Genomic DNA, 19,388 nt, shown 5'->3' on the forward strand with positions numbered 1-19,388 from the left:
GACAGGGCCGGGCGAGTGGATCTCGTCCGGTCCTGCCCTGTTACAGCTTCATTGATTACCAGCGGTCGACACCGACGCCGACACTGACGCCGGGCGCGCGAATGCCGACGCCGCCGCGCGGACCATCGTCCCAGTCGCGATAGGTGCGGCGCTCGTAATAGCGATCGCGCGGCATGGCGTTGTAGGAGTCGCGCACGATCACGCGCGAGCCGCCACGGGTGCGATAGCAATTGCCGGCGTCGTCGCAGACAAGCCGGACTTCCTGAACGAGCTCAGGGTTGGCGTATTCGCTGGTCGTATAGATATCGGCGGCCTTCGCGCCGCTCGCCGCAGCGAGGGCGCCGACGCCAGCCAGTAGTGCGATCGTGAATGTCCTCATCGTGTCCTCCTCCGAAACTGCCCTCGGGGGTAACAAGAAGGGGAGGCGGTGATCGTTCCGGGGCGAACTACAGGTTTTTCCCGGAACCGGAGCGCGCGTCGGCGTGATTTGTTCCTAGATCGGCTCGTAGGTTTCCGTCCCGCAGATGTCGTCGGCTTCCGCGCGGCGGCGATCGACCACTTTTCCGCCTGAGATCGTCACGATGTAAATCTGGGTGCCGAGCGTGGAGCCGGTGGCGGAGGTGAGCTGCGCGCGGACGCAGGCGGTCCAGCCCGGTCCCCGCACCTCCCGATGGGGCGGGGCGACGTGCACCTCGCGCGGATAGGACGTGTTGAGGAAGACCACGTTGATCTGCTCGCGGACCACGCGCTTGACGTCAGGGGGCGCTTCGGGGGCGGCTGCTCGGCTTCCTTTAGGCGCATGAACTCGGGCACCGGCGCGCGGCTGTCGGCGAAGCCGCAAGAACCGAGTGCGAGGGCGCTGGCCAGCAGCGCCGCATGAGCAACAATCCGCAACATCCGTGAGGGTCCCCTGCGCGCCAACAGATAGGCAGGAATGCGATTCGGCAAAGTCCCGGTCGATCAAGATTTGCTGAAATCCCGGACCCTCCGGCATTTGCTATTACGGGATTGCAGGCTAATTTGTGCCCCAGACGAGGGGGATTGCATCAATGAGGGTTTTGGTCATCGCGGCCGCCGTGCTCGCGCTAACGGCTGCGTCGGCGCAGGCGCAGGGCCGCAGCACAGGCCAGCCGAACGAAGCGAAGTCGGACAACAAGCCCAAGGTCGACGAAAAGGCCTACAAGGCCGCGCTCGAGCGCATTCCGGAGCCCAAGGAGAAATACGACCCGTGGAGCGGAGCCCGTCCGGCTGAACCTGCCAAGAAGCCCAAATAAATGAGGGGGGCGTTGGCGACCCGTCTGTGTCGGTCGGCCACCGCCATCGTGCTCCTCCTGTTTTCGTCGTGGCCAGGCATCGCCTGGGAGAGCTGGGGTGGCGATCCCGGCGGCTCACGCTTCTCGCCTTTGCGGGAGGTCACGCCCGACAATGTCGGCAATCTGGTTCGAGCCTTCGAATTCCATACCGGCGATCTCGCGGCGCGGCCGTCCGAGGTGATGCGGCGAACCAAGTTCCAGGCGACGCCATTGTTCGTCGAGGACAGCCTGATCTTCTGCTCGCCATTCAACGAGGTGATCGCGCTCGATCCCGGCACGGGCGCGCAGAAGTGGCGCTTCGATCCGAAGATCGCGACCAATCAGAGGCCCGCCAACCGCTATGTCTGCCGTGGCGTGACCTACTGGATCGACGATGAGGCGCCCGCGAATGCCGCCTGCCGATCGCGCATCTTCCTGGGCACGAACGATGTCCGCCTGATCGCGCTCGATGCAAAGACCGGGCTTCCCTGTGCCGGTTTCGGCACTGGCGGTGAGGTCAGGCCGGATATCGGCATGAAGCTGGACTGGCCTGGCGAATTCCAGATCACCTCGCCGCCGGCGGTCGGCCGCGGTGTCGTCGTGATCGGCTCCGCGATCGGCGACAACCGTCGCGTCGACGCGCCGAGCGGCGTGGTGCGCGCGTTCGATGCGCGCAGCGGCCAGCCGCGCTGGACCTTCGAGCCGCTCAAGCGCGACGGTGTCGAAGCCGGTCACGCCAATGTCTGGGCGCCGATGTCGGTCGACGCGGCGCGCGGGCTGGTTTTCCTGCCGACGTCCTCGCCGTCGCCGGACTTTTGGGGCGGCAAGCGGCCGGGCAATAACGAGCACGCCAATTCGGTGGTCGCGCTGCGCATCGAGAACGGCGAGCTCGTGTGGGCATTCCAGACCGTGCATCACGACGTCTGGGATTACGATCTGGCGTCGCAGCCGACGCTCGCGCGTATCGACACCGGAGACGGCCAGCGCGATGTCGTGATTCAGCCGACCAAGCAGGGATTTGTCTTCGTGCTCGACCGCGATACCGGCAAGCCGGTGTGGCCGGTGGAAGAGCGCGTCGTGCCGCAAGGCGGCGCGGAAGGTGAACGACTGTCGCCGACGCAGCCATTCCCGACGCATGTGCCGCCGCTGACATCGCAAAAAATCTCGACTGAGGATGCGCTCTCGTTCCTCCCTGGCCTGGGTCGCTCCGCTTGCGAAAGGCAGTTCGCGGAGGCACGTAACGAGGGGTTGTTCACCCCGCCCTCGACGCAAGGCACGGCGGAGTTTCCCTTCACCGCCGGCGGCGTCAACTGGGGTAGCGCAGCCTTCGACCCGGTCAACCAGATCCTCTACGCCAACACCGCCCGCGCCGTTCATCTCATCAAGCTGATCCCGCGTGCGGAGGCGGCTGGATTCGATCCGCCTCCCGGTCATGATTTCGGCCAGCAGAAGGGCGCGCCGTTTGCGATGTTGCGTGCGGTGGTGACGTCGCCGCTCGGGCTTCTTTGCAACAAGCCGCCTTGGGGCGAGATGGTCGCGGTCGATCTGAAAGCCGGCAAGATCCTCTGGCGTTCGACGGTCGGCACCACGGAAGACCTTGCGCCGCTCGGCGTGCCGCTGCCGTGGGGCGCGCCGCTCGTCAACGGGCTCGCGGTCACCGCAGGCGGTCTCGTCTTCACCGGCGCGATGGATGCCTATCTGCGCGCCTTCGATGCGCGAAGCGGCCGGGAGTTGTGGCAAGGCCGGCTGCCGGTGCCCGGCGTCGCCAACCCCATGACCTATCTCTGGAAGGGCGAGCAGTATGTCGCGATCGGTGCCGGCGGCCACTCCGAGGTCGGCACCTCGATCGGCGACAGCGTCGTTGCATTTCGCCTGGCGCGGCCGGGTGAAGGGCCGTCGCTATGGTCGCGCACCATCGATCGTCCGGGCGGACGATTTTGGGTGTCGTTGTCAGCAATTGCGCTCGCGATCATCGTGTTGATCATCGCGAGCCTGCGCTGGCGTCGTCGACGTCGTATAACGCAAGCATGATGCTGCGTTGTGTATGCGATGCGAACGGTTGTTCACATCGCGCGCGCTATCGTACGAAAGCGAGGCCGATGCGCCTGTCATTGCGCCATACGGTGCGGCAATTCCTTACTAAATTGTCGCGCGCGATCGAGAGCGTGAATGATTGCGGCAATATGACGGGGGAATCCAACTCGATCGCCGCGCCGCCTTCCGACATGTTTCGCACCGTGCACGCGATGCCGCTGCTTTCAAAGGTGATCGTTCCACCCTTGAAAACACGGTAACGCTGCGCTGCTCGTTTCTCGATCATCGACATTAATCCATAACGATGATTGTGAAGTAGTGCATAGAAATTACGTTGAAATAAACTCAATACTGGCGCTACTTGCACAGCGCTTCAGACTTCGTTTACGACGTTGAAGCGGTGAGTCACTTCCCGCCGACTTTCCTCACAAGCCCTTCCTTTATGGCGTTACGCGCCGATGGAGAATATTGATGAAGACTACGCTTTCGCTTCTGTTCGCCGCAGCGCTCTCGCTGTCGTCGATGCCCGCCCACGCCGTCAAGTGGGACCTCTCGACCATGACCTGCAAGCAGTTCCTCGAGAGCGGCGAAGACAACATCGCGGTCGTGCTGACCTGGATGGACGGCTGGTACAAGGGCGACGAGGACAACGCGATCATCGACACCGAGGTGTTCATCGAGAACGCCAAGAAGTTCGGTGCCTATTGCGGAAAGAATCCGACCGTCAGCGTCGTCACTGCGGCTGACGAAATTCTCGGCAAGTAATTCCTGAAGCGGACCGAGGCGCGGACGCGATCGCGCTTCAGTCCTTCGCTTCGATCCGAAATTGATTGGAGAGCCGCGGAGCGCTTGCGCGCTCACGCGGCTCTCTTCCTTTTGGATGATGCTCAGCCCGGCAGCATCGCGAACGCGCTCGACACCATCGCCACCTGCTTGTTGTCGGTGGCCGAAAGCAGTGTGACGCGGCCGAAGCTCATGGTGCGTCCGAGCCGCACCACGCGCGCGTCGGCGAGGACATCCGAGGAGGAGACCGCACGCATGAAATGCGTGGTCTGGTCGACCGTCGTCATCGGACGATAGCCGCGATTGGCGGCGAGGTTCGCGATCACCATCGCGGTATCGGCGAGCGCCATCAGCGCCTGGCCGCAGACCACGCCGCCGTTGCGGCAAAGCCGCTCCGAGAACGGCATGCGCAGGAGCGCGCCGGGCTGCCAGTCCGGCACGTCCGGCGGCGGCAGGTGCTCGATGCGCTCGACGACGAGGTTGAGATCCTGGACCCAGGGCGCAAAGACCTCGCCGAGTATGCGTCTGGCCTCAGCGATGCCGAACTCGGCTTCTGGCTGCGATGGCATTGCTGTCGGTCCCCCCTGTGTTGCCGGATGTTTCGGCCATTCTGCGCGCATCGGCGCGGCAAAGTCACCCGGTCTTCGGTCGGCCCTGTCGGCTTGAAAATGCCTGACTTGGCCCGATATGATACCGGGCTTGGGAACGGGTGGGCGATGTTGCGTCGGTGTGTCCCTGTGTTTGGGTTGATGGCGCTAGGTCTCGCGCTGGACGGGGTGCACCAGATGCGGCGCGATTTGGGACGACTGGCTGCAGGCGCCGAAATCGTGCAGATCGGACCGGCTCTAGCGCGCCATTCGGCCTGATCGGGCCGTTGACAAAGACGACAAGGCGCGGTTGACCCGCCCTTGATGGATGATCAAGGAGTCAATGATGAAGCTTTTCCGTATGGCGGCGGTGCTGCTGGCCGTGCTGGCGGGACCGGCCTACGCGCAAATGCCCAATCTCAATTTGCTGCAGGAAGGTCCGGGCAAGACCCCCGAGGAAAAGGCCGCGGAAGCCGAGCGTGACAAGGCCTACAAGGAAACGCTGAAGAAGATTCCGGACTCCAAGGCGTCCAACGATCCCTGGGGCGGCATGCGTTCCGACCCGCCGAAGCAGGCGGCTGCGCCGAAGGCGTCGGCCGCAACCAGCGCGCCCAAGAAGAAGTCCGGCACGACCGCCAATTGACCTTCTGCCGGATCGGAGACTCCGGCCGGGGACTCCTCTTCGGCCGGCCTGCTTCCTACATCTCCGAGAGCGTATTGCGTTGAGGAGGAACGGCATGGCCGATCGTCCGCGAGATCTCGCCGAGCGGATGGCGCGCCGGCGCAAGATGGGCGGCAAGCCTGGCGAGCGCGGCGGCGACGGCTTTTTGCGTGAGACGTTCACTCTGCCGCGCCCGGCGGCGCGGGCGAGGGCGGAGGCCTTCTTCGCCCGCTACCCCAAGGCCGGCTATATGAGCGCGGTCGAGACCTGGCGCGAACTGCCGGGCGGTGAGATCGAATTCACCATGCGGCGGCTGCCAAGCGCCGACTAGGCCTGAAGTCTCCTCGGCCTCAAGTCTCCTCGAAGGATTCCGCGACGATGCGGATCCGGAACACGGGCTCCTTGGCCTCGTCCAGCAGCTCCATGTGCCATTCGGAATTTTCGTTGAGCTTGCGCGCGAGGCCGGCGGCCATGTCGGCGCAGATGCTGGTCATCATCTTCCAGGCCGCATCGCGATCGGCAAATTCCGTCGCCTGGTCCGCGCAGCCGGAATAGCGGCCGTTCCGAATTCGAAAGAAGTAGAGCGGCATGGCTGGCACCGGTCACATGATGGTCCCGCTTCCCGGGCCATGGGCGCGCGCAGTGCAGTCCCAAACCAGGGACAGATCAATTCCGGGCCGCTACGGACGAGACCTCGCGGGGCGCGCGTGGCTGCGGAAACCCGGCGCGGGTGGTTTGTTCATGCGGTCTTGCGCCCGATCGCCTTCAGCTCCCGATCGATGCGCAGCTGCACGCGCCGGATCGCCAGCAGATCGATCTTCGTCTCGGTCTTGCCCGTCCTGATCTCGTCACCGATGCGGAACTGCCACTGCCAGACTCCGGGAAGCGCCGTCTTGGCAACGGTGAACTCAACGCCCCTGTGATTCATGGTCACCTCCACGATTCACCCTCCATCACCGTGAACATGTTGGGCGTCGCTCTATTCCGGCGACAAGCGAAATTTGGCGGTAAGCCTTGGATAGTTCACGGTGATCTTTGGAACCGCGCGCGGTCCGAAACAAACGAAATCGAGTTCCGAAATCCGTGCATGGAATTCGGGCAGGCATGGCAAATTCACCCGGTCTTGCCGCGCAACCGTCCGCGCCGAGGAACTCTGTTCATGGTCGGAGAACCCCGGAACGCGAGATTGGCGCATGAACCAAAGCGGCGCGCGTTGCTGCCGCCGCCTTCGAAGCGAACAGGTGTGGTCAATACTTTTCCACTTTTGCGTGTCATGTATCTATGCTCTGCTTGTGAACGACGGTTCGAACGCGATGTCACGAAGGGGAAGGTGTGAGCTGGCTGAGACATCTTGTGCTGCGCTGGGGTGCACGGAATTTCTCGCTGACCTGTCCCCACTGCCGGCATCCCGCGTCCTCATCGAGCTTCAAGCGCGCGCGTTTCATGCTCGGTGACGAGAAGCTCGCCTGCGAAGAGTGCGGCGAGACCAGCGTCGTCACGTTCTGGCGTTTCGAAGGACTATCGAGCCGGCCCGATTGCACTGAGGCGAGGCGGCGCGCGCCGCTGTCCGATTCGCGGCACTGATCCGGCGCCGGCTTTGTGCGTCGAAGTCCACTCCATGCGTGCTGCGGCATATGCCTTGCTTGGCCTCGTGACGGCAAACAACATGGGCGCGTCATGCTCGGCATTCCCCGCCGCTACTCTCATTTCGTCTTCGGTGTCATCCAGTCCGGCCTGACCTCGCTGATCGCGGCGGGCATCGCCAGCTTTCCCGCCACAGGCGCGACGGTCTTCCTCGCGCACTGGATGGTGTCGTGGCTGATCGCGTGGGCCGCGATGCTGCCGATCGTGCTGCTCGCGGCCCCTGCGATCCGCGCCTTCTCGCTGCGGCTGACGCGAGAGGAGAGGGCTCAGTGAGCATGAAAAACCCGCTTGGGGAGAGCCAAGCGGGTGAAAGGTTATTGGAGGCTGAGGTGCTGGGCTGCAACACCGTAGCCAGACGACCCTAGCCGGTTGAGCTTACGACAGCCTGACAGGGCCGGCAGACCGGCTTTCAACCTGCCGCGTGTCCGCGCCTGCAAACAGAAAACCCCGCTCGGGGCGGAGCGGGGTCCTCGACTGTGTATGGAGGCCCGGTGTTGGTCCACCGAGCACAGCCAGACTAGGAGACCAGGCTTACGGGTGCCTGACGGCCGGCACCGGAATCTGCGTCGGGAGGCCGCAGACTGGCCCCGCACGCGTCCCAATTTGGCCACCCGATCGCACCACTGGAGCCACACCGCTCGGCGACATTTCGCATCGTCGGCGCCGCCATGGGGGAAACGTGGTGCGCCGGCAGCGGGGTGGCATCATGGATAACGTAGAGCGGTCATTCGCCGCCGCGACCGCGGCTGGCTTCGTCGTGCTGGTGATCGGCCTCGTGCTGCTGGCGCTGTTGTAAGGCGTACCGGCGGACGGCAGCCGAGGCCGGCCCGGGCTAAAGCAGGCGCTTCGATCCTGGGTGGGCACCCAGGATGCCGCCGCGCCCTTTCAAAACATGGAAAACAACCCCATGCACAGTAGAGGGGCGGACGATTTCGTTGTGTGATCAATGGCTTAATAAAGGTATCTGGATGCCATTACAGCGCACGACGCGCATTCCCGACGGCCGGTACGGCGGCTACCCGCCATCGCGGCGCAGCCTTGGTCAGATCCGATGCCGGTCGGCAGGCTCAGTGGACCTTGATCTCACCCAGGGGAAGGCGGAGTTCGGCGGCGCGCTCTTGGCGGTCCTTCTTGCGAAACTCGTTTTCCTTCCGTTCGAACTTCACCATCTCCTCGTGCGCCGCCGCCAGGAGGTGAGTGCGCCTGACAGCATTGGGGTGCGCGTCTTCCGTCATGTTCCTGGTCCCCATCGTTGCGATCCCATCTCGAAGAAAACCGGGCATCGCAGAAAGGTTCGATGCCGCAGGATTGCGGAATTATGACGGCGCGCGGCGGCTGCGTCTTTGATGCGCGTCATCTTCAGTCGAAGGGGGCGAAATGGGGAGGATCGGCAAAAATCAAAAAGGCCGCCAACCGAGGCGGCCTCTCATCATATTTGAATCACTTGATCTTTGAATCGCTTGTCCGCTAGCGGCAGGGCTTCTAACGGCACGGCTTCAAACGGCAAAGCTTCTAACGGCAAGGCTTCTAACGGCAATGCTTGCCAATCATCTGGGCGTGCCGGCTGTGGCAGCCGTCGTGCAACTGAGACTTTCTCGTCACCTTTGCGCCGACCTTCGGGGCGCCCGATGCCGTCGCGGCATTCGATATCTGGGCTTGCGCCGGCATCGAGCCGGCGAGGACAGACAGCGCCAGAGCGATCTTGAGGATTGCCTTCATCATACCTCCAGAGGTTGTCCAAATGGTACGAAAAGTAGCGCTACATAAATTAGCGTTACATATTGTAGCGTTCAATTCAAGTTCGATCTGAGGCATGACGACGAACCGCTACCCTCGTAGCGGACCGGGGGTGGGGCAGAGTGAAGTGGATCGCTTATCCCAAATGGGGCGGGGCGAGCGCTCCGCGGAATGGACCGATCAGGCGGCCTTGCTTCGTCGCGACATGCATGCCCAACGTGGCGAGCCGTGGCGGCCTATTCCTTCGTCGTCGGTGGCTCGAAGATGAGGGCGGCTTGGAACACCCGCCCGGCGTCGGTGCGGACTTCGATGGCAACGTCTGTTCGATCCTCGTGTGCCGCCAGGTCGCGTGCGAGGCCGCTCAATGTCTGCGTCGCCTCGATCTCGGCTTCGCGCTGGGTTTGAAACTCCAGTCCCTCTTCGTCGGCATAGAGGCCGGTGTCGTCCCGGATATCGAAAAAGTACCGGACCATGATGGCGCCGCCTCTCAGAGAGAGTATCGCCGCCAACCCCGCCTTGAGAGGACCGTTCCTAATTATTTCGACGGCTGGAATCCGGGTGCTATCCCAGCCCCGGCGCGTGGTTGGCGTCCCGTTGGCCGATGAGAATTCCAGGACCGCCGCTTGCAGGTTGGGGGAATCGTAGACCTGGACGCGGGGCGCCGTTGAATCAGGTCAATCAAAGCTGCCTTTACGGACGGTCTGTATCCGCCTTGCGTCCGCCTACAGCTGTGGCGGCGTGACCCTTGCTTCGTCTCTCGTGAGGGCGGCCAGCCTGTCCAATTGGCTCGCCACGCCAGTAAGGCTCCGGGCGATGTTCTTCAACAGGAAGGCCCTCTCCGCCGAAACCCCGGATGCTTGGGAGAGGACCTTGTAATGATTTGCGAGTTCCTCGCATTTAGCAGCGTCGATCATAATTGAGCCCATCTATGAAACGGGTCAACAGCTCAACCCTAATACGGTTCCCACGCGGGGCGCTGACGACCCTTGGCGTTGCAATGCCTCGTATCCTACCACAGATATTCGTGGTCAGGTTGTGTTCCGCGCCACAAAACGGGTCACTCCCGAAATCAAAGGTAGCGACGCCAGGAAACAGGCTCGTCCGTGAAGACGGCCCCGGCCGGTGGGGCTTGATAGGGGGAAGGCCGGGGCCGCTCGGGGATGCTTGGCCCTTGGCAAAGACCAAGCGAATCCGAGTTTAGTCGCCCCTCACCGCGGCTCTGTTCGTTTCAGCACATAATTACCAAATTTTCCTGACCCGATTCGCATGCGCAAATGCATCTCGAGGGCGGCACGGTTTCTCTATCGTCTTCGATTTGCAGACGACGGGGACGTGCGCATTTGCCTGAGCGAGTTTTCATTCGGACAGGTGGCATCGGTCGGATGGTCTCCGGCCGAGCGCGCAAGCGCCTGGCGATCATCGAAACAGCTGCGCCCGGTGTCTATGCGGGCGCGCGGCAGTCAAGTCCGCCGCATTGCCAAGAATTCCCGCGACCGATGGGCCACGGCGGACCCTGCTGCGGCCTTCGCATGGGCCGCCAACCGGGGCCTTTAATTGATCTTGCGAAGCTTCCGGATGATCTCCCGCGGATCGTCGGCATACTTTAGGTCACCTGTCTCGGTGTCCCAAACGCAGCTGTTGGCAACTCTGACACCGGAACTGCCAAATGATCTCACAGGAAATCCGTGCAATGAGCGATCCCCGGTAAGGTTGCAATCGCACCCGGTGCACGCGCCCAGGCTCGGATCGCCAGGTTGGCCGCCTTCAAGACCGAGGGGCGCAAGATTTGAACCGCATCGCGGATCGTTGCGCTCAAGGGCTGCTGAAGGATCCGTGTGCGCAGCCGGGCAACCCGCAATGCACGCACCATCGTTTCAGGATCGGGAAGTCCGCGCTTATCCTCCAGAAGGCTCCAGGCGAGGTGCTTGAGTTCGACGGTCTCCTGGTCAATCTGAGGGAACGATCCCAACGCCGTGATGCTCGCATGGTTGGTCGTGTCGTAGAACACAAGACCGTCGTCGATCGCCACCATGTCGCCCTGGCAGGCGAGATCGAGAAAGAACAGTTGGTCCACGCCCCAACTGATCGACTTGTAATTTCGCATCAGGCAACCGGACCGGATGACCTTGCCGTTGATCAGCAGGGTCGACGGGACAATCCCAAGCAATCGGGTCTTGCCCGCCAGATAGAGATCAGTCAGGCACTGCTGGCCCGAATACAGATAAATTTGGCGTCCTCGCCGGTACTTTATGCCGCTGTCCTGGACGAGATGAGATGTGGAGGTCATGAACGCAGCGGTGGGATACGTTCTCGCCAATTCCGCAAAAGTCGCAAGCGATCCTGGCGTGAGCCAGTCGTCGTCGTGCAGCACTTTGATCCAGTCGCCGCGACATGCGAGCATCGCGTTGTTGGTATTCTCAACCTGGCCCCGGCCGCGGTGGTTCTCGATAACGCGAATGCGCGGGTCGCTCCGCGCGTGCTCGGACAGGATGCTCCAAGTCGCGCCCTCTGGACCTTCGTCGTCGCTGATCACCATTTCCCAGTCGGCGTGCTCCTGCTGCAGCACGCTTTCAATCGCACGGCGCACCATCTCCGGTCGGCGGAAGGTGGGTATTGCCACCGAAATGAATGGGCGGTGTTCCGAACTCCGGGAGCTATCGAACCGCTCGGCGTACAATTGATCCATTCATCGTACCTCGTTGATCGAAGCGGTCGTGGCTGGAAGTGGCAGACCCTTCTTCGGCTTGCGCCTGTTCGCAGAGCATCTTGAATCGAACCGAGCGAACGAGGCGCGTGAATGCTAGGGAGACGATCCCGACGCGGTCATCGTCCATTCGCATGAACTTTGTTGCCGCAGGCCGCGACGTTTCGAAGCGGCCGCTGGTCCGCCTTGGTGAAAGAGTATTTTTGGTTCCCCTCGGTTTCTGCCGCTGCAGCAGCTGCACCAACGCGATGACGGATCAAGATAGGAGCGGCCAATCGAGGCGGCGTTGGTTCAGTTTCTTGCGGAGCGCCCGAAGGATTGCGCGAAGCTCTGCCGCGTTGCTCCTTTCCAGCGGGAAGCGAGGCGCGAGCGTGATGGCGTTCTCAATCACCGGTAGATGCCGAGGGCCGTTCGGTGACAGATGGAGGTGACTGCGTCCTGCCGCGACGTGCTGTCTCACCTCGCGACAATTGAACGACTTCAAATCCGGCTGCGGCTCGTTTCAAAATCGGACAGTGAGGTCGGAAACAGGCGGGTGCCCAAACCCGGGTGCTGTCCCAATTAGGACACTCGCAGCATCAAGTCAGGACAGGTTGCTTGTTGGGCTTCGGAAGCAAGAACGCCGTCCGCTTAAATGAAGCGCGGACGGCGGCTTACCAGCCCCGGGAGGGAAACTGCAAAATCCCGATATCATTATGTCAGCACGTCTCGTGCCAAGGTTCATCGGGACACCCGCAGAATTTGGAAAACCTTCATCCTCAAGCGTTGGTGTCGCCAACGCGAATGACTACGCCGGGGCGAATCCGGATCTATGCTGGCAACGCGACCGCTCAGGCGCCGTCTGCTTCTAGGCCGGCTTTGGCGGCTGAAGCGGCTTTGGCGGCTGAAGCCCTGGCGATGTCAGCCACTCGCTCATGTGCGAGCCGGTCTCGGCTTGGCGCGCTTTGCGTAGCAGGGTTTCGCGCTCAGCCCCGGCGGGAAGCTTCCTGGCTTGCTCTCTCAGACGTTCGGCTTCTTGGGCAAGGCGTTGTTCGAGGGATTGAGTCTGCTTGAACCGTCGGCGCTCCATGACACAACCTCGTCTTACGGGTCCTAACCGCAGGGTTTGAGTTCCAGTGAACTTAGTATGCCGACGGGCCACCTTCAGTTCCAAAGTGAACTTTCAAAATCAAGCCGCTTCAAAAATTCGCCTTGGACCAGGGAGGTCGGAAGCAGGCCGGTACCAAAATCCGGATGCTGCTCGAATTAGGACAGCGGGGCTGTCGGATTGCGACATCAATAAAAACGCCGCCCGCTTAAATGTCGCGCGGGCGGCGGCTTTCCAGCCCCGGAGAGGTGGATGCAAAACCCCGGTGATGATGAGTGTGCACAACCTGTGCCAAGGTTTTATGTCACGTTGCGGGACACCTCAGAGGGGAGAGGGGCTAGGCTACCGCCTGCAACGGCCGCGATCGCGATGGTTCGGGAGGTCGGCGAGCTCTCCGCCCATCTGGTGGTCTAGGCCGAGGTTGGACGGAGAGCCGCGCGCCGGACCCCCGTCGCGTGACAATGCTAGGAACGTGCCATGACAGTCGTGTGAAATTGTCGGCGCCGCTCAGTGGACGTTGATCTTATCCAGAGGCAGACGAAGCTCCGCCGCGCGCGCCTCGCGATCTCGCCTGCGGAACTCATTTTCCTTGTGTTCGAATTTGATCATTTCCTGCGTGGCGGCTTCCAATAGCCGATTGCGCCCGTCCGCCTGCTGCTGCGTGTTTTCCGTCATCACCCGGACTCCCGTCAACGACGAGCGGCACCATCCTCAGACAGGCCAGACACCCCAAAAGATTCGCTAGGGATTGCGGATTTATGACGGCGACGTTCCGCTCGCGGATACACCAATCGTAGCCCCGAGATGGCAGATTAGGACACTCGACAAACAACAACGTCGCCCGCTTGCAATAAGGCGGGCGACGTTGTTCCAGCCCCGGGAGGAATTGCAAAATCCCGGATGTCGTCAACCTTGGCTGATAAGCGCGAAGCGGTCTGTTCGATAACCGACTCTCGCGGAAGGAATCAGGACACTACAGCACTGCGCCGGGCGGCGGCTTACAGGCCAACGCTCAATCAACGTGGCGCAGGTCGGCGCCCTCGAACAGATAGGTTGATTTGCCCGGGGGCCTCTTGCGGCGGCCCTACTGCATACCCATGAACAGCGCCGCGACAAACAGTGCGGCGCGAAAGGCTGCAATGCCAAGGCAGATACGCGCTTGGAGTGAATACGGATTGACGTGGGGCTGTTCGATCATGGCCTCACCTCGGAGGCTGCAAGCCCGGCGACCTGGCGCCACGTCGGCTTGGCGGGCCTTCCTAACGAGGGCTTCACGCTCTGCACCCGGCGGGCAGCTCGAAATGGATCTATGAAAGAGGCCGCCAACTGAGGCGGCCTTACTTTGTTCTCCCAAACAACCTAAAAGCGAATTTGTAGGTTGCACGGTTGTGTCCTGTCAGTTGCCACACCTCAAACGGGTTAATCCAAAGAGTGCATGAACAGGTTGTGGCTATTCGAGAACGAATTAGGACACTTACAAATTCAGCTTAGGACACTTGGGGTTAAATACAGACAGCACCAAAACCCGCGAAAGAACATATTGCGAACCTGGAACAAATAGGGTACATTGCTTTTATCGATGACCCGCCGCGCCAATCGTTTGTCCCGCACCCGAATCCTCGCCATAAGGAGCACGACCCAATGTCCAACACTGCCCTGCGTATCGTCGAAGGATCCTCCATGGACAAGAGTAAAGCTCTGGCCGCCGCGCTCTCCCAGATCGAGCGCCAGTTCGGCAAGGGCTCGGTGATGAAGCTCGGCAAGAACGACCGGTCGATGGATGTCGAGGCGGTGTCCTCGGGCTCCCTCGGGCTCGACATCGCGCTCGGGATCGGTGGTCTGCCGAAGGGACGCGTTGTGGAAATCTACGGGCCGGAATCCTCGGGCAAGACCACGCTGGCGCTGCACACGGTGGCGGAAGCGCAGAAGAAGGGCGGAATCTGCGCCTTCATCGACGCCGAGCACGCGCTCGACCCGGTCTATGCGCGCAAGCTGGGCGTCAACATCGACGAGCTCCTGATTTCGCAGCCGGACACGGGCGAGCAGGCGCTGGAAATCTGCGATACGCTGGTGCGCTCGGGTGCGGTGGACGTGCTGGTGGTCGATTCGGTCGCGGCGCTGGTGCCGAAGGCCGAGCTCGAGGGCGAGATGGGCGATGCGCTGCCGGGTCTCCAGGCCCGTCTGATGAGCCAGGCGCTGCGCAAGCTGACGGCCTCCATCAACAAATCCAACACCATGGTGATCTTCATCAACCAGATCCGCATGAAGATCGGTGTGATGTACGGCTCGCCGGAAACCACGACCGGCGGCAACGCGCTGAAATTCTATGCCTCCGTCCGTCTCGACATCCGCCGCATCGGCGCGATCAAGGAGCGCGATGAAGTGGTCGGCAACACCACGCGCGTCAAGGTGGTGAAGAACAAGCTGGCGCCGCCCTTCAAGCAGGTCGAATTCGACATCATGTACGGCGAGGGCGTCTCCAAGATGGGCGAGATCCTCGATCTCGGCGTCAAGGCCGGCATCGTCGAAAAGTCCGGTGCCTGGTTCTCCTATGACAGTCAGCGCCTCGGCCAGGGCCGCGAGAATTCGAAGGCGTTTTTGAAGGCCAACCCCGACATCACCGCCAAGATCGAGACCTCGATCCGCCAGAACTCCGGCCTGATCGCCGAGCAGATTTTGGCCGGCACGCCCGAGCGCGACGCCGACGGCGAGGAGCCGGCGGACGAGTAAGACCTAGCGCGAAGAGTTTTCGCGAGGAGCGGGCGCTGAGGACGTTGAGTTGCCGACGTCGTCAGTGCCCGCTTCGTTTTGGGGGGGCGTTCGCGATGAAACGCGTGATCCTGACCAGTTCGTCCGGCGTCGGTCTTGCCCATGAGGATCGCGCCGACATGGTCGTGCCGTTCATCTTTCGCTTCGTTTCGGGGCCACTTCCGTCGGCTGAACACCTCAATGGCTATCTAGGTGGACGCGCGCTCAGAATTTTCGAAGAGATCATCTGGTCTGATTGCGTCCGCCAACTGCCCTATGTTCAGCGCCTGGATCGGGAAGGTGCACTACTCTGGTTCTGCGAGACTTACGGCGTCGAGTTGATCGAGCTGTGGTTCGATCCTGAACCCAACAGTCAATTGCAATTGATCTGGATCCTCGACTATCTGCGTTCCGAGCCATCTATCGCATCGAGTCTGAGATTACGACGTGTCGATTTCGACCTGCGTGGAGCAGATCCGACAGAGCTTCGTCATCGTGACGTGCGGGAGCTCGATATTGAAGAAGGCGATTTCGAGATCGCGAGCCTGGCCTGGGAGGCCTACCGCGCGCCGACGCCCGAGCTCTGCTCCGGGCTGCTCGACAGGCCGCTCGGCAAGTTGTCTTTCCTGAAGCCGGCCATGGAAGACCTGCTCGCAGAACTGCCGTCGCCGACGACGGGACTGGGGGCGACCGAGGCGCGGCTTCTCGAACTGATCGCGAGCGGACACAATCGTACCGACCAGCTGTTTCGACCGGGCGCGCTCAAGACACGCGTGTTCGATCCGTGGGAGTTAGGTGCGCTGCTCGAAGGACTCGCTTTCGGCCCGACGCCCGCCATTGCAGGTTTGGACGGCAAGCTGGCGACGCTCGACCCGGACAATGGACGAGGTCGCAACGCGGCCTTTCGCCGGAGCCGGCTGTCGCTAACCGAATTCGGCCGAGGGATCCTTGAAGGCCGGGAGGATTTCCTTCGTCGCAACCCGATTCGGCGCTGGTGGGGTGGTACGCTTCTCACCAACGAACGGCTTTGGCGGTGGGATGCGCGGAGGCGTTCGCTGGTGGTGCCTTAGATACCGTTCGGGGCTGTAGGGTGGGCAAAGGCGCGCAAGCGCCGTGCCCACCCTATTCCAACGCGTACAAAGGTGGTGGGCACGCTTCCGCCTTCGCTCTTCGAGCTATGGCGGACAAGCCGCTTTGCCCACCCTACGAAGCTACGATCCCTTACTCCGCCGCTTCCGCGTAATCGCTCACCGGCGGGCACGAGCACACCAGGTTGCGGTCGCCATAGACGTTGTCGACGCGCCCGACCGGGCACCAATATTTGTCGGTGCGCGAGGTGCCCGCGGGGAAGCAGCCCTCAGCGCGGGTGTAGGCGCGCTTCCAATCGTCGTCCGCGATGTCGTGCACGGTGTGCGGGGCGTGGCGCAGCGGCGAGGCCTCGATCTTGAAGCGGCCGCCTTCCACGTCCGCGATCTCCTTCCGGATCGCGATCATCGCGTCGCAGAAGCGGTCCAGCTCGGCCTTGGATTCCGATTCAGTCGGCTCGATCATCAGCGTGCCCGGCACCGGGAAGCTCATGGTCGGGGCGTGGAAGCCGTAGTCGATCAGCCGCTTGGCGATGTCGTCCACCGTCACACCGGACGTCGTCTTCAGCGGTCGGGGATCAATGATGCACTCATGCGCGACGCGGCCGTTGTGGTTCTTGTAGAGCACCGGGAAATGCGCATCGAGCCTTGCCGCGATGTAGTTGGCGTTGAGGATCGCGATCTCGGTGGCGCGCTTCAGGCCTTCGCCGCCCATCATCAGGATGTAGATGTAGGAGATGGTCAGGATCGACGCCGAACCGAACGGCGCGGCCGAGACGGGACCGACCGGAGCTTCGGCTTGCGTCGCCGGGTGACGATTTTCAGGATGACTTGGCAGGAAAGGCGCAAGATGCGCCTTGACACCGATCGGGCCCATGCCGGGGCCGCCGCCGCCATGCGGGATGCAGAAGGTCTTGTGCAGGTTGAGATGGCTGACATCGGCGCCGTAATCGCCGGGCCTGCTCAGGCCGACCTGCGCATTGAGGTTGGCGCCGTCGAGATACACCTGGCCGCCATGGCCGTGCACGATGTCGCAGATCTCGCGAATGTGCTCCTCGAACACGCCATGCGTCGAGGGATAGGTGATCATGACCGCGGCGAGATCGTTCGAATGCTTCTCCGCCTTGGCGCGAAGATCATTGACGTCGACGTCGCCGTTCTTCTCGCAGGCCACCACGACCACATCCATGCCGACCATCGCGGCCGAAGCCGGGTTGGTGCCGTGGGCGGAAGAGGGGATCAGGCAGATTTTCCGGTGCGTCTCTCCGCGCGCGGCATGATAGCCGCGGATCGCGAGCAGCCCGGCATATTCGCCTTGCGCGCCCGAGTTCGGCTGTAGCGAGATCGCGTCGTAGCCGGTGATGTCGCACAGCCACTTTTCCAGCCGCGCGAACAGCGCGTGATAGCCGCGTGCCTGCTCGCGCGGCACGAACGGATGCAGCGAGCCGAATTCCGGCCAGGTCAGCGGCATCATCTCGGTGGTCGCGTTCAGCTTCATCGTGCACGAGCCGAGCGGGATCATGGCGCGGTCGAGCGCGAGGTCGCGGTCCGAGAGCTTGCGCATGTAGCGCAGCATCTCGGTCTCCGAGCGATGCGCGTGGAAGACGGGATGGGTGAGGAAGGCGGTGGTGCGCTTCAGCGCCTCCGGCAGCGCCTCGCGCGTCGAAGCGTCGATCTCGGCATAGACTAGCGTGCCGCCGAACGCGCGCCAGACCGCTTCGACAGTTGTCGGCGTCGTGGTCTCGTCGAGCGCGATGCGCAGCGCGGTTTCGCCAACGCCGAGGTTGATCTTCTCGGCGGCCGCGCGCCCGACGATCTCGGCGCGCTGGGCACCGGCGTCCACGCTGAGCGTGTCGAAGAAGTTATCCGACTGCGGCGCAAAGCCGAGCTTGCGCAAGCCGCTAGCGAGCACGGCGGCGCGGCGATGCACGTTGCGCGCGATCTGCGCAAGCCCCTCGGGGCCGTGATAGACGGCATACATCGAGGCGATCACGGCGAGCAGCACCTGCGCGGTGCAGATGTTGGAGGTCGCCTTCTCGCGGCGGATGTGCTGCTCGCGGGTCTGCAGCGCGAGGCGATAGGCGGGCATCCCGCGCGAGTCCACGGAGAGGCCGACGATGCGGCCGGGCAGCGAGCGCTTCAGCGCATCGCGCACCGCCATGTAAGCGGCGTGCGGCCCGCCATAGCCCATCGGCACGCCAAAGCGCTGCGCCGAGCCGATCGCGATGTCGGCCCCTAACTCGCCGGGCGAGGCGAGCAGCGTCAGCGCCAGCAGATCTGCGGCAACGATCGCGAGCGCGCCCTTGGCCTTCAAGGCCGCGATCGCAGGCCTGAGGTCGCGCACGGCGCCGGAACTGCCCGGATATTGCAGCAGCGCGCCAAGCACGTCGGCCTTGTCGAGATCGGCGAGGGGGTCGCCGACGATCAGGGTCCAGCCCAGCGGCTCGGCGCGAGTGCGCATCACGGCTAACGTCTGAGGATGCACGTCCTTGTCGACGAAGAAGGCCTTGGCTTCCACCCGCGAGTGCCGCTCCGCGAGCGCCATCGCTTCGGCCGCAGCGGTCGCTTCATCCAGCAGCGAGGCGTTGGCGACGTCGAGCCCGGTGAGATCGCAGATCATGGTCTGGAAGTTGAGCAGCGCCTCCAGCCGGCCCTGGCTGATCTCGGGCTGGTAGGGCGTGTAAGCGGTGTACCAGGCCGGGCTCTCCAGGATGTTGCGCTGGATCACCGCGGGCAGGATCGTGCCGGAATAGCCCTGGCCGATCAGCGAGGTGAAGACCTGGTTCTCTCGCGCGAGCTCGGCCATGTGCGCGATCGCCTCGGTCTCGCTCAAGGGCTTGCCGAGATCGAGCGGAGCGGTCTGCCGGATCGAGGCCGGCAGCGTCTCCGCCATCAGGGCGTCGACGCTCTTGGCACCGACGGCCTCCAGCATTGCGGTGACGTCGCGCGCCGACGGGCCGATGTGGCGGCGAACGAAGGTGGCGGCGGTCTCGCCGCTGGATTTGCGGTGCGCGGTCATCGCTTGC

General features: G+C 62.9%; 22 protein-coding genes. 9 read left to right on the forward strand and 13 right to left on the reverse strand.

The features are described 5' to 3' along the window. Positions 1-55 precede the first annotated feature (55 nt). Entirely contained in the window at positions 56-379 is a 324-nt protein-coding gene (locus BJ6T_RS19015; protein ID WP_014494088.1) for a hypothetical protein, read from the reverse strand. 114 nt (positions 380-493) lie between these two features. Continuing rightward, positions 494-745 (reverse strand): hypothetical protein, encoded by a 252-nt coding sequence (locus BJ6T_RS48435; protein WP_014494089.1) that lies wholly within the window; start codon positions 743-745, stop codon positions 494-496. A 304-nt stretch (positions 746-1,049) separates the two neighbouring features. Here BJ6T_RS48435 and BJ6T_RS19025 point away from each other — a divergent pair, with 304 nt between their 5' ends. Together BJ6T_RS19025 and BJ6T_RS19030 are read left to right on the forward strand one after the other, a co-directional pair. Continuing rightward, positions 1,050-1,274, forward strand: coding sequence for a hypothetical protein (locus BJ6T_RS19025; RefSeq protein ID WP_014494090.1), 225 nt, complete (start codon positions 1,050-1,052; stop codon positions 1,272-1,274). Further along, positions 1,275-3,323: a pyrroloquinoline quinone-dependent dehydrogenase gene (locus BJ6T_RS19030; protein ID WP_014494091.1), complete on the forward strand. Its 2,049-nt coding sequence runs from the start codon at positions 1,275-1,277 to the stop codon at positions 3,321-3,323. It begins immediately after the preceding gene. A 46-nt stretch (positions 3,324-3,369) separates the two neighbouring features. Here BJ6T_RS19030 and BJ6T_RS43680 read toward each other — a convergent pair whose 3' ends face one another. After that, positions 3,370-3,612 carry a PilZ domain-containing protein gene (locus BJ6T_RS43680; RefSeq protein ID WP_048228199.1) on the reverse strand — a complete coding sequence of 81 codons (243 nt, stop codon included), beginning with the start codon at positions 3,610-3,612 and terminating at the stop codon, positions 3,370-3,372. 185 nt (positions 3,613-3,797) lie between these two features. Between BJ6T_RS43680 and BJ6T_RS19035 the strand changes: the two genes are divergently transcribed. Next, on the forward strand, positions 3,798-4,091 hold the full coding sequence (locus tag BJ6T_RS19035) for an HdeA family protein (RefSeq protein WP_014494092.1): 294 nt from the start codon (positions 3,798-3,800) through the stop codon (positions 4,089-4,091). 122 nt (positions 4,092-4,213) lie between these two features. Here the strand turns inward: BJ6T_RS19035 and BJ6T_RS19040 are convergent, their stop codons facing one another. Further along, entirely contained in the window at positions 4,214-4,678 is a 465-nt protein-coding gene (locus BJ6T_RS19040; RefSeq protein ID WP_014494093.1) for a PaaI family thioesterase, read from the reverse strand. A 364-nt stretch (positions 4,679-5,042) separates the two neighbouring features. Between BJ6T_RS19040 and BJ6T_RS19050 the strand changes: the two genes are divergently transcribed. Together BJ6T_RS19050 and BJ6T_RS19055 are read left to right on the forward strand one after the other, a co-directional pair. Then, on the forward strand, positions 5,043-5,339 hold the full coding sequence (locus BJ6T_RS19050; RefSeq protein ID WP_014494094.1) for a hypothetical protein: 297 nt from the start codon (positions 5,043-5,045) through the stop codon (positions 5,337-5,339). A gap of 94 nt (positions 5,340-5,433) precedes the next feature. Continuing rightward, positions 5,434-5,688, forward strand: a complete 255-nt coding sequence (locus BJ6T_RS19055) for a hypothetical protein (protein ID WP_014494095.1) — start codon at positions 5,434-5,436, stop codon at positions 5,686-5,688. A 19-nt stretch (positions 5,689-5,707) separates the two neighbouring features. Here the strand turns inward: BJ6T_RS19055 and BJ6T_RS19060 are convergent, their stop codons facing one another. After that, positions 5,708-5,947, reverse strand: a complete 240-nt coding sequence (locus BJ6T_RS19060) for a DUF6894 family protein (RefSeq protein WP_014494096.1) — start codon at positions 5,945-5,947, stop codon at positions 5,708-5,710. 149 nt (positions 5,948-6,096) lie between these two features. Continuing rightward, entirely contained in the window at positions 6,097-6,285 is a 189-nt protein-coding gene (locus BJ6T_RS19065) for a hypothetical protein (RefSeq protein WP_028158398.1), read from the reverse strand. A gap of 404 nt (positions 6,286-6,689) precedes the next feature. Between BJ6T_RS19065 and BJ6T_RS19070 the strand changes: the two genes are divergently transcribed. Together BJ6T_RS19070 and BJ6T_RS19075 are read left to right on the forward strand one after the other, a co-directional pair. After that, positions 6,690-6,941 carry a hypothetical protein gene (locus BJ6T_RS19070; RefSeq protein WP_043900219.1) on the forward strand — a complete coding sequence of 84 codons (252 nt, stop codon included), beginning with the start codon at positions 6,690-6,692 and terminating at the stop codon, positions 6,939-6,941. A 93-nt stretch (positions 6,942-7,034) separates the two neighbouring features. After that, complete coding sequence (locus BJ6T_RS19075; protein WP_014494098.1) at positions 7,035-7,274, forward strand: DUF2798 domain-containing protein; 240 nt, start codon at positions 7,035-7,037, stop codon at positions 7,272-7,274. Positions 7,275-8,068: 794 nt separating this feature from the next. Here the strand turns inward: BJ6T_RS19075 and BJ6T_RS19080 are convergent. The 6 genes from BJ6T_RS19080 to BJ6T_RS47285 form a co-directional block, all read right to left on the reverse strand. Continuing rightward, positions 8,069-8,236 (reverse strand): hypothetical protein, encoded by a 168-nt coding sequence (locus BJ6T_RS19080; RefSeq protein WP_048228200.1) that lies wholly within the window; start codon positions 8,234-8,236, stop codon positions 8,069-8,071. Positions 8,237-8,528: 292 nt separating this feature from the next. Next, on the reverse strand, positions 8,529-8,720 hold the full coding sequence (locus tag BJ6T_RS19085; RefSeq protein ID WP_014494100.1) for a hypothetical protein: 192 nt from the start codon (positions 8,718-8,720) through the stop codon (positions 8,529-8,531). 254 nt (positions 8,721-8,974) lie between these two features. After that, on the reverse strand, positions 8,975-9,211 hold the full coding sequence (locus BJ6T_RS19090; RefSeq protein WP_014494101.1) for a DUF6894 family protein: 237 nt from the start codon (positions 9,209-9,211) through the stop codon (positions 8,975-8,977). 1,199 nt (positions 9,212-10,410) lie between these two features. Then, on the reverse strand, positions 10,411-11,424 hold the full coding sequence (locus BJ6T_RS19100; protein ID WP_014494103.1) for a glycosyltransferase family 2 protein: 1,014 nt from the start codon (positions 11,422-11,424) through the stop codon (positions 10,411-10,413). An 865-nt stretch (positions 11,425-12,289) separates the two neighbouring features. Continuing rightward, complete coding sequence (locus BJ6T_RS48440) at positions 12,290-12,511, reverse strand: hypothetical protein (protein ID WP_014494104.1); 222 nt, start codon at positions 12,509-12,511, stop codon at positions 12,290-12,292. A gap of 525 nt (positions 12,512-13,036) precedes the next feature. Then, entirely contained in the window at positions 13,037-13,204 is a 168-nt protein-coding gene (locus tag BJ6T_RS47285) for a hypothetical protein (protein ID WP_014494105.1), read from the reverse strand. A gap of 966 nt (positions 13,205-14,170) precedes the next feature. Between BJ6T_RS47285 and recA the strand changes: the two genes are divergently transcribed. Both recA and BJ6T_RS19110 read left to right on the forward strand, forming a co-directional pair. Beyond that, the gene (gene recA, locus BJ6T_RS19105) at positions 14,171-15,259 is read left to right on the forward strand and encodes a recombinase RecA (protein ID WP_014494106.1); all 1,089 of its coding nucleotides are present in this window, start codon (positions 14,171-14,173) and stop codon (positions 15,257-15,259) included. A gap of 95 nt (positions 15,260-15,354) precedes the next feature. Continuing rightward, positions 15,355-16,347 carry a hypothetical protein gene (locus tag BJ6T_RS19110; protein WP_014494107.1) on the forward strand — a complete coding sequence of 331 codons (993 nt, stop codon included), beginning with the start codon at positions 15,355-15,357 and terminating at the stop codon, positions 16,345-16,347. A 151-nt stretch (positions 16,348-16,498) separates the two neighbouring features. Here BJ6T_RS19110 and gcvP read toward each other — a convergent pair whose 3' ends face one another. Beyond that, positions 16,499-19,381 (reverse strand): aminomethyl-transferring glycine dehydrogenase, encoded by a 2,883-nt coding sequence (gene gcvP / locus BJ6T_RS19115; protein ID WP_014494108.1) that lies wholly within the window; start codon positions 19,379-19,381, stop codon positions 16,499-16,501. Positions 19,382-19,388 lie beyond the last annotated feature (7 nt).

Source organism: Bradyrhizobium japonicum USDA 6 (assembly GCF_000284375.1).
Lineage (GTDB): Bacteria > Pseudomonadota > Alphaproteobacteria > Rhizobiales > Xanthobacteraceae > Bradyrhizobium > Bradyrhizobium japonicum.

Coding starts and splice junctions, on each gene's coding strand:
- BJ6T_RS19015 (WP_014494088.1), bottom strand. CDS start 379: ATGAGGACATTCACGATCGCACTACTGGCTGGCGTCGGCGCCCTCGCT.
- BJ6T_RS19025 (WP_014494090.1), top strand. CDS start 1,050: ATGAGGGTTTTGGTCATCGCGGCCGCCGTGCTCGCGCTAACGGCTGCG.
- BJ6T_RS19030 (WP_014494091.1), top strand. CDS start 1,275: ATGAGGGGGGCGTTGGCGACCCGTCTGTGTCGGTCGGCCACCGCCATC.
- BJ6T_RS43680 (WP_048228199.1), bottom strand. CDS start 3,612: ATGATCGAGAAACGAGCAGCGCAGCGTTACCGTGTTTTCAAGGGTGGA.
- BJ6T_RS19035 (WP_014494092.1), top strand. CDS start 3,798: ATGAAGACTACGCTTTCGCTTCTGTTCGCCGCAGCGCTCTCGCTGTCG.
- BJ6T_RS19040 (WP_014494093.1), bottom strand. CDS start 4,678: ATGCCATCGCAGCCAGAAGCCGAGTTCGGCATCGCTGAGGCCAGACGC.
- BJ6T_RS19050 (WP_014494094.1), top strand. CDS start 5,043: ATGAAGCTTTTCCGTATGGCGGCGGTGCTGCTGGCCGTGCTGGCGGGA.
- BJ6T_RS19055 (WP_014494095.1), top strand. CDS start 5,434: ATGGCCGATCGTCCGCGAGATCTCGCCGAGCGGATGGCGCGCCGGCGC.
- BJ6T_RS19060 (WP_014494096.1), bottom strand. CDS start 5,947: ATGCCGCTCTACTTCTTTCGAATTCGGAACGGCCGCTATTCCGGCTGC.
- BJ6T_RS19065 (WP_028158398.1), bottom strand. CDS start 6,285: ATGAATCACAGGGGCGTTGAGTTCACCGTTGCCAAGACGGCGCTTCCC.
- BJ6T_RS19075 (WP_014494098.1), top strand. CDS start 7,035: ATGCTCGGCATTCCCCGCCGCTACTCTCATTTCGTCTTCGGTGTCATC.
- BJ6T_RS19080 (WP_048228200.1), bottom strand. CDS start 8,236: ATGACGGAAGACGCGCACCCCAATGCTGTCAGGCGCACTCACCTCCTG.
- BJ6T_RS19085 (WP_014494100.1), bottom strand. CDS start 8,720: ATGAAGGCAATCCTCAAGATCGCTCTGGCGCTGTCTGTCCTCGCCGGC.
- BJ6T_RS19090 (WP_014494101.1), bottom strand. CDS start 9,211: ATGGTCCGGTACTTTTTCGATATCCGGGACGACACCGGCCTCTATGCC.
- BJ6T_RS19100 (WP_014494103.1), bottom strand. CDS start 11,424: ATGGATCAATTGTACGCCGAGCGGTTCGATAGCTCCCGGAGTTCGGAA.
- BJ6T_RS48440 (WP_014494104.1), bottom strand. CDS start 12,511: ATGGAGCGCCGACGGTTCAAGCAGACTCAATCCCTCGAACAACGCCTT.
- BJ6T_RS47285 (WP_014494105.1), bottom strand. CDS start 13,204: ATGACGGAAAACACGCAGCAGCAGGCGGACGGGCGCAATCGGCTATTG.
- recA (WP_014494106.1), top strand. CDS start 14,171: ATGTCCAACACTGCCCTGCGTATCGTCGAAGGATCCTCCATGGACAAG.
- BJ6T_RS19110 (WP_014494107.1), top strand. CDS start 15,355: ATGAAACGCGTGATCCTGACCAGTTCGTCCGGCGTCGGTCTTGCCCAT.
- gcvP (WP_014494108.1), bottom strand. CDS start 19,381: ATGACCGCGCACCGCAAATCCAGCGGCGAGACCGCCGCCACCTTCGTT.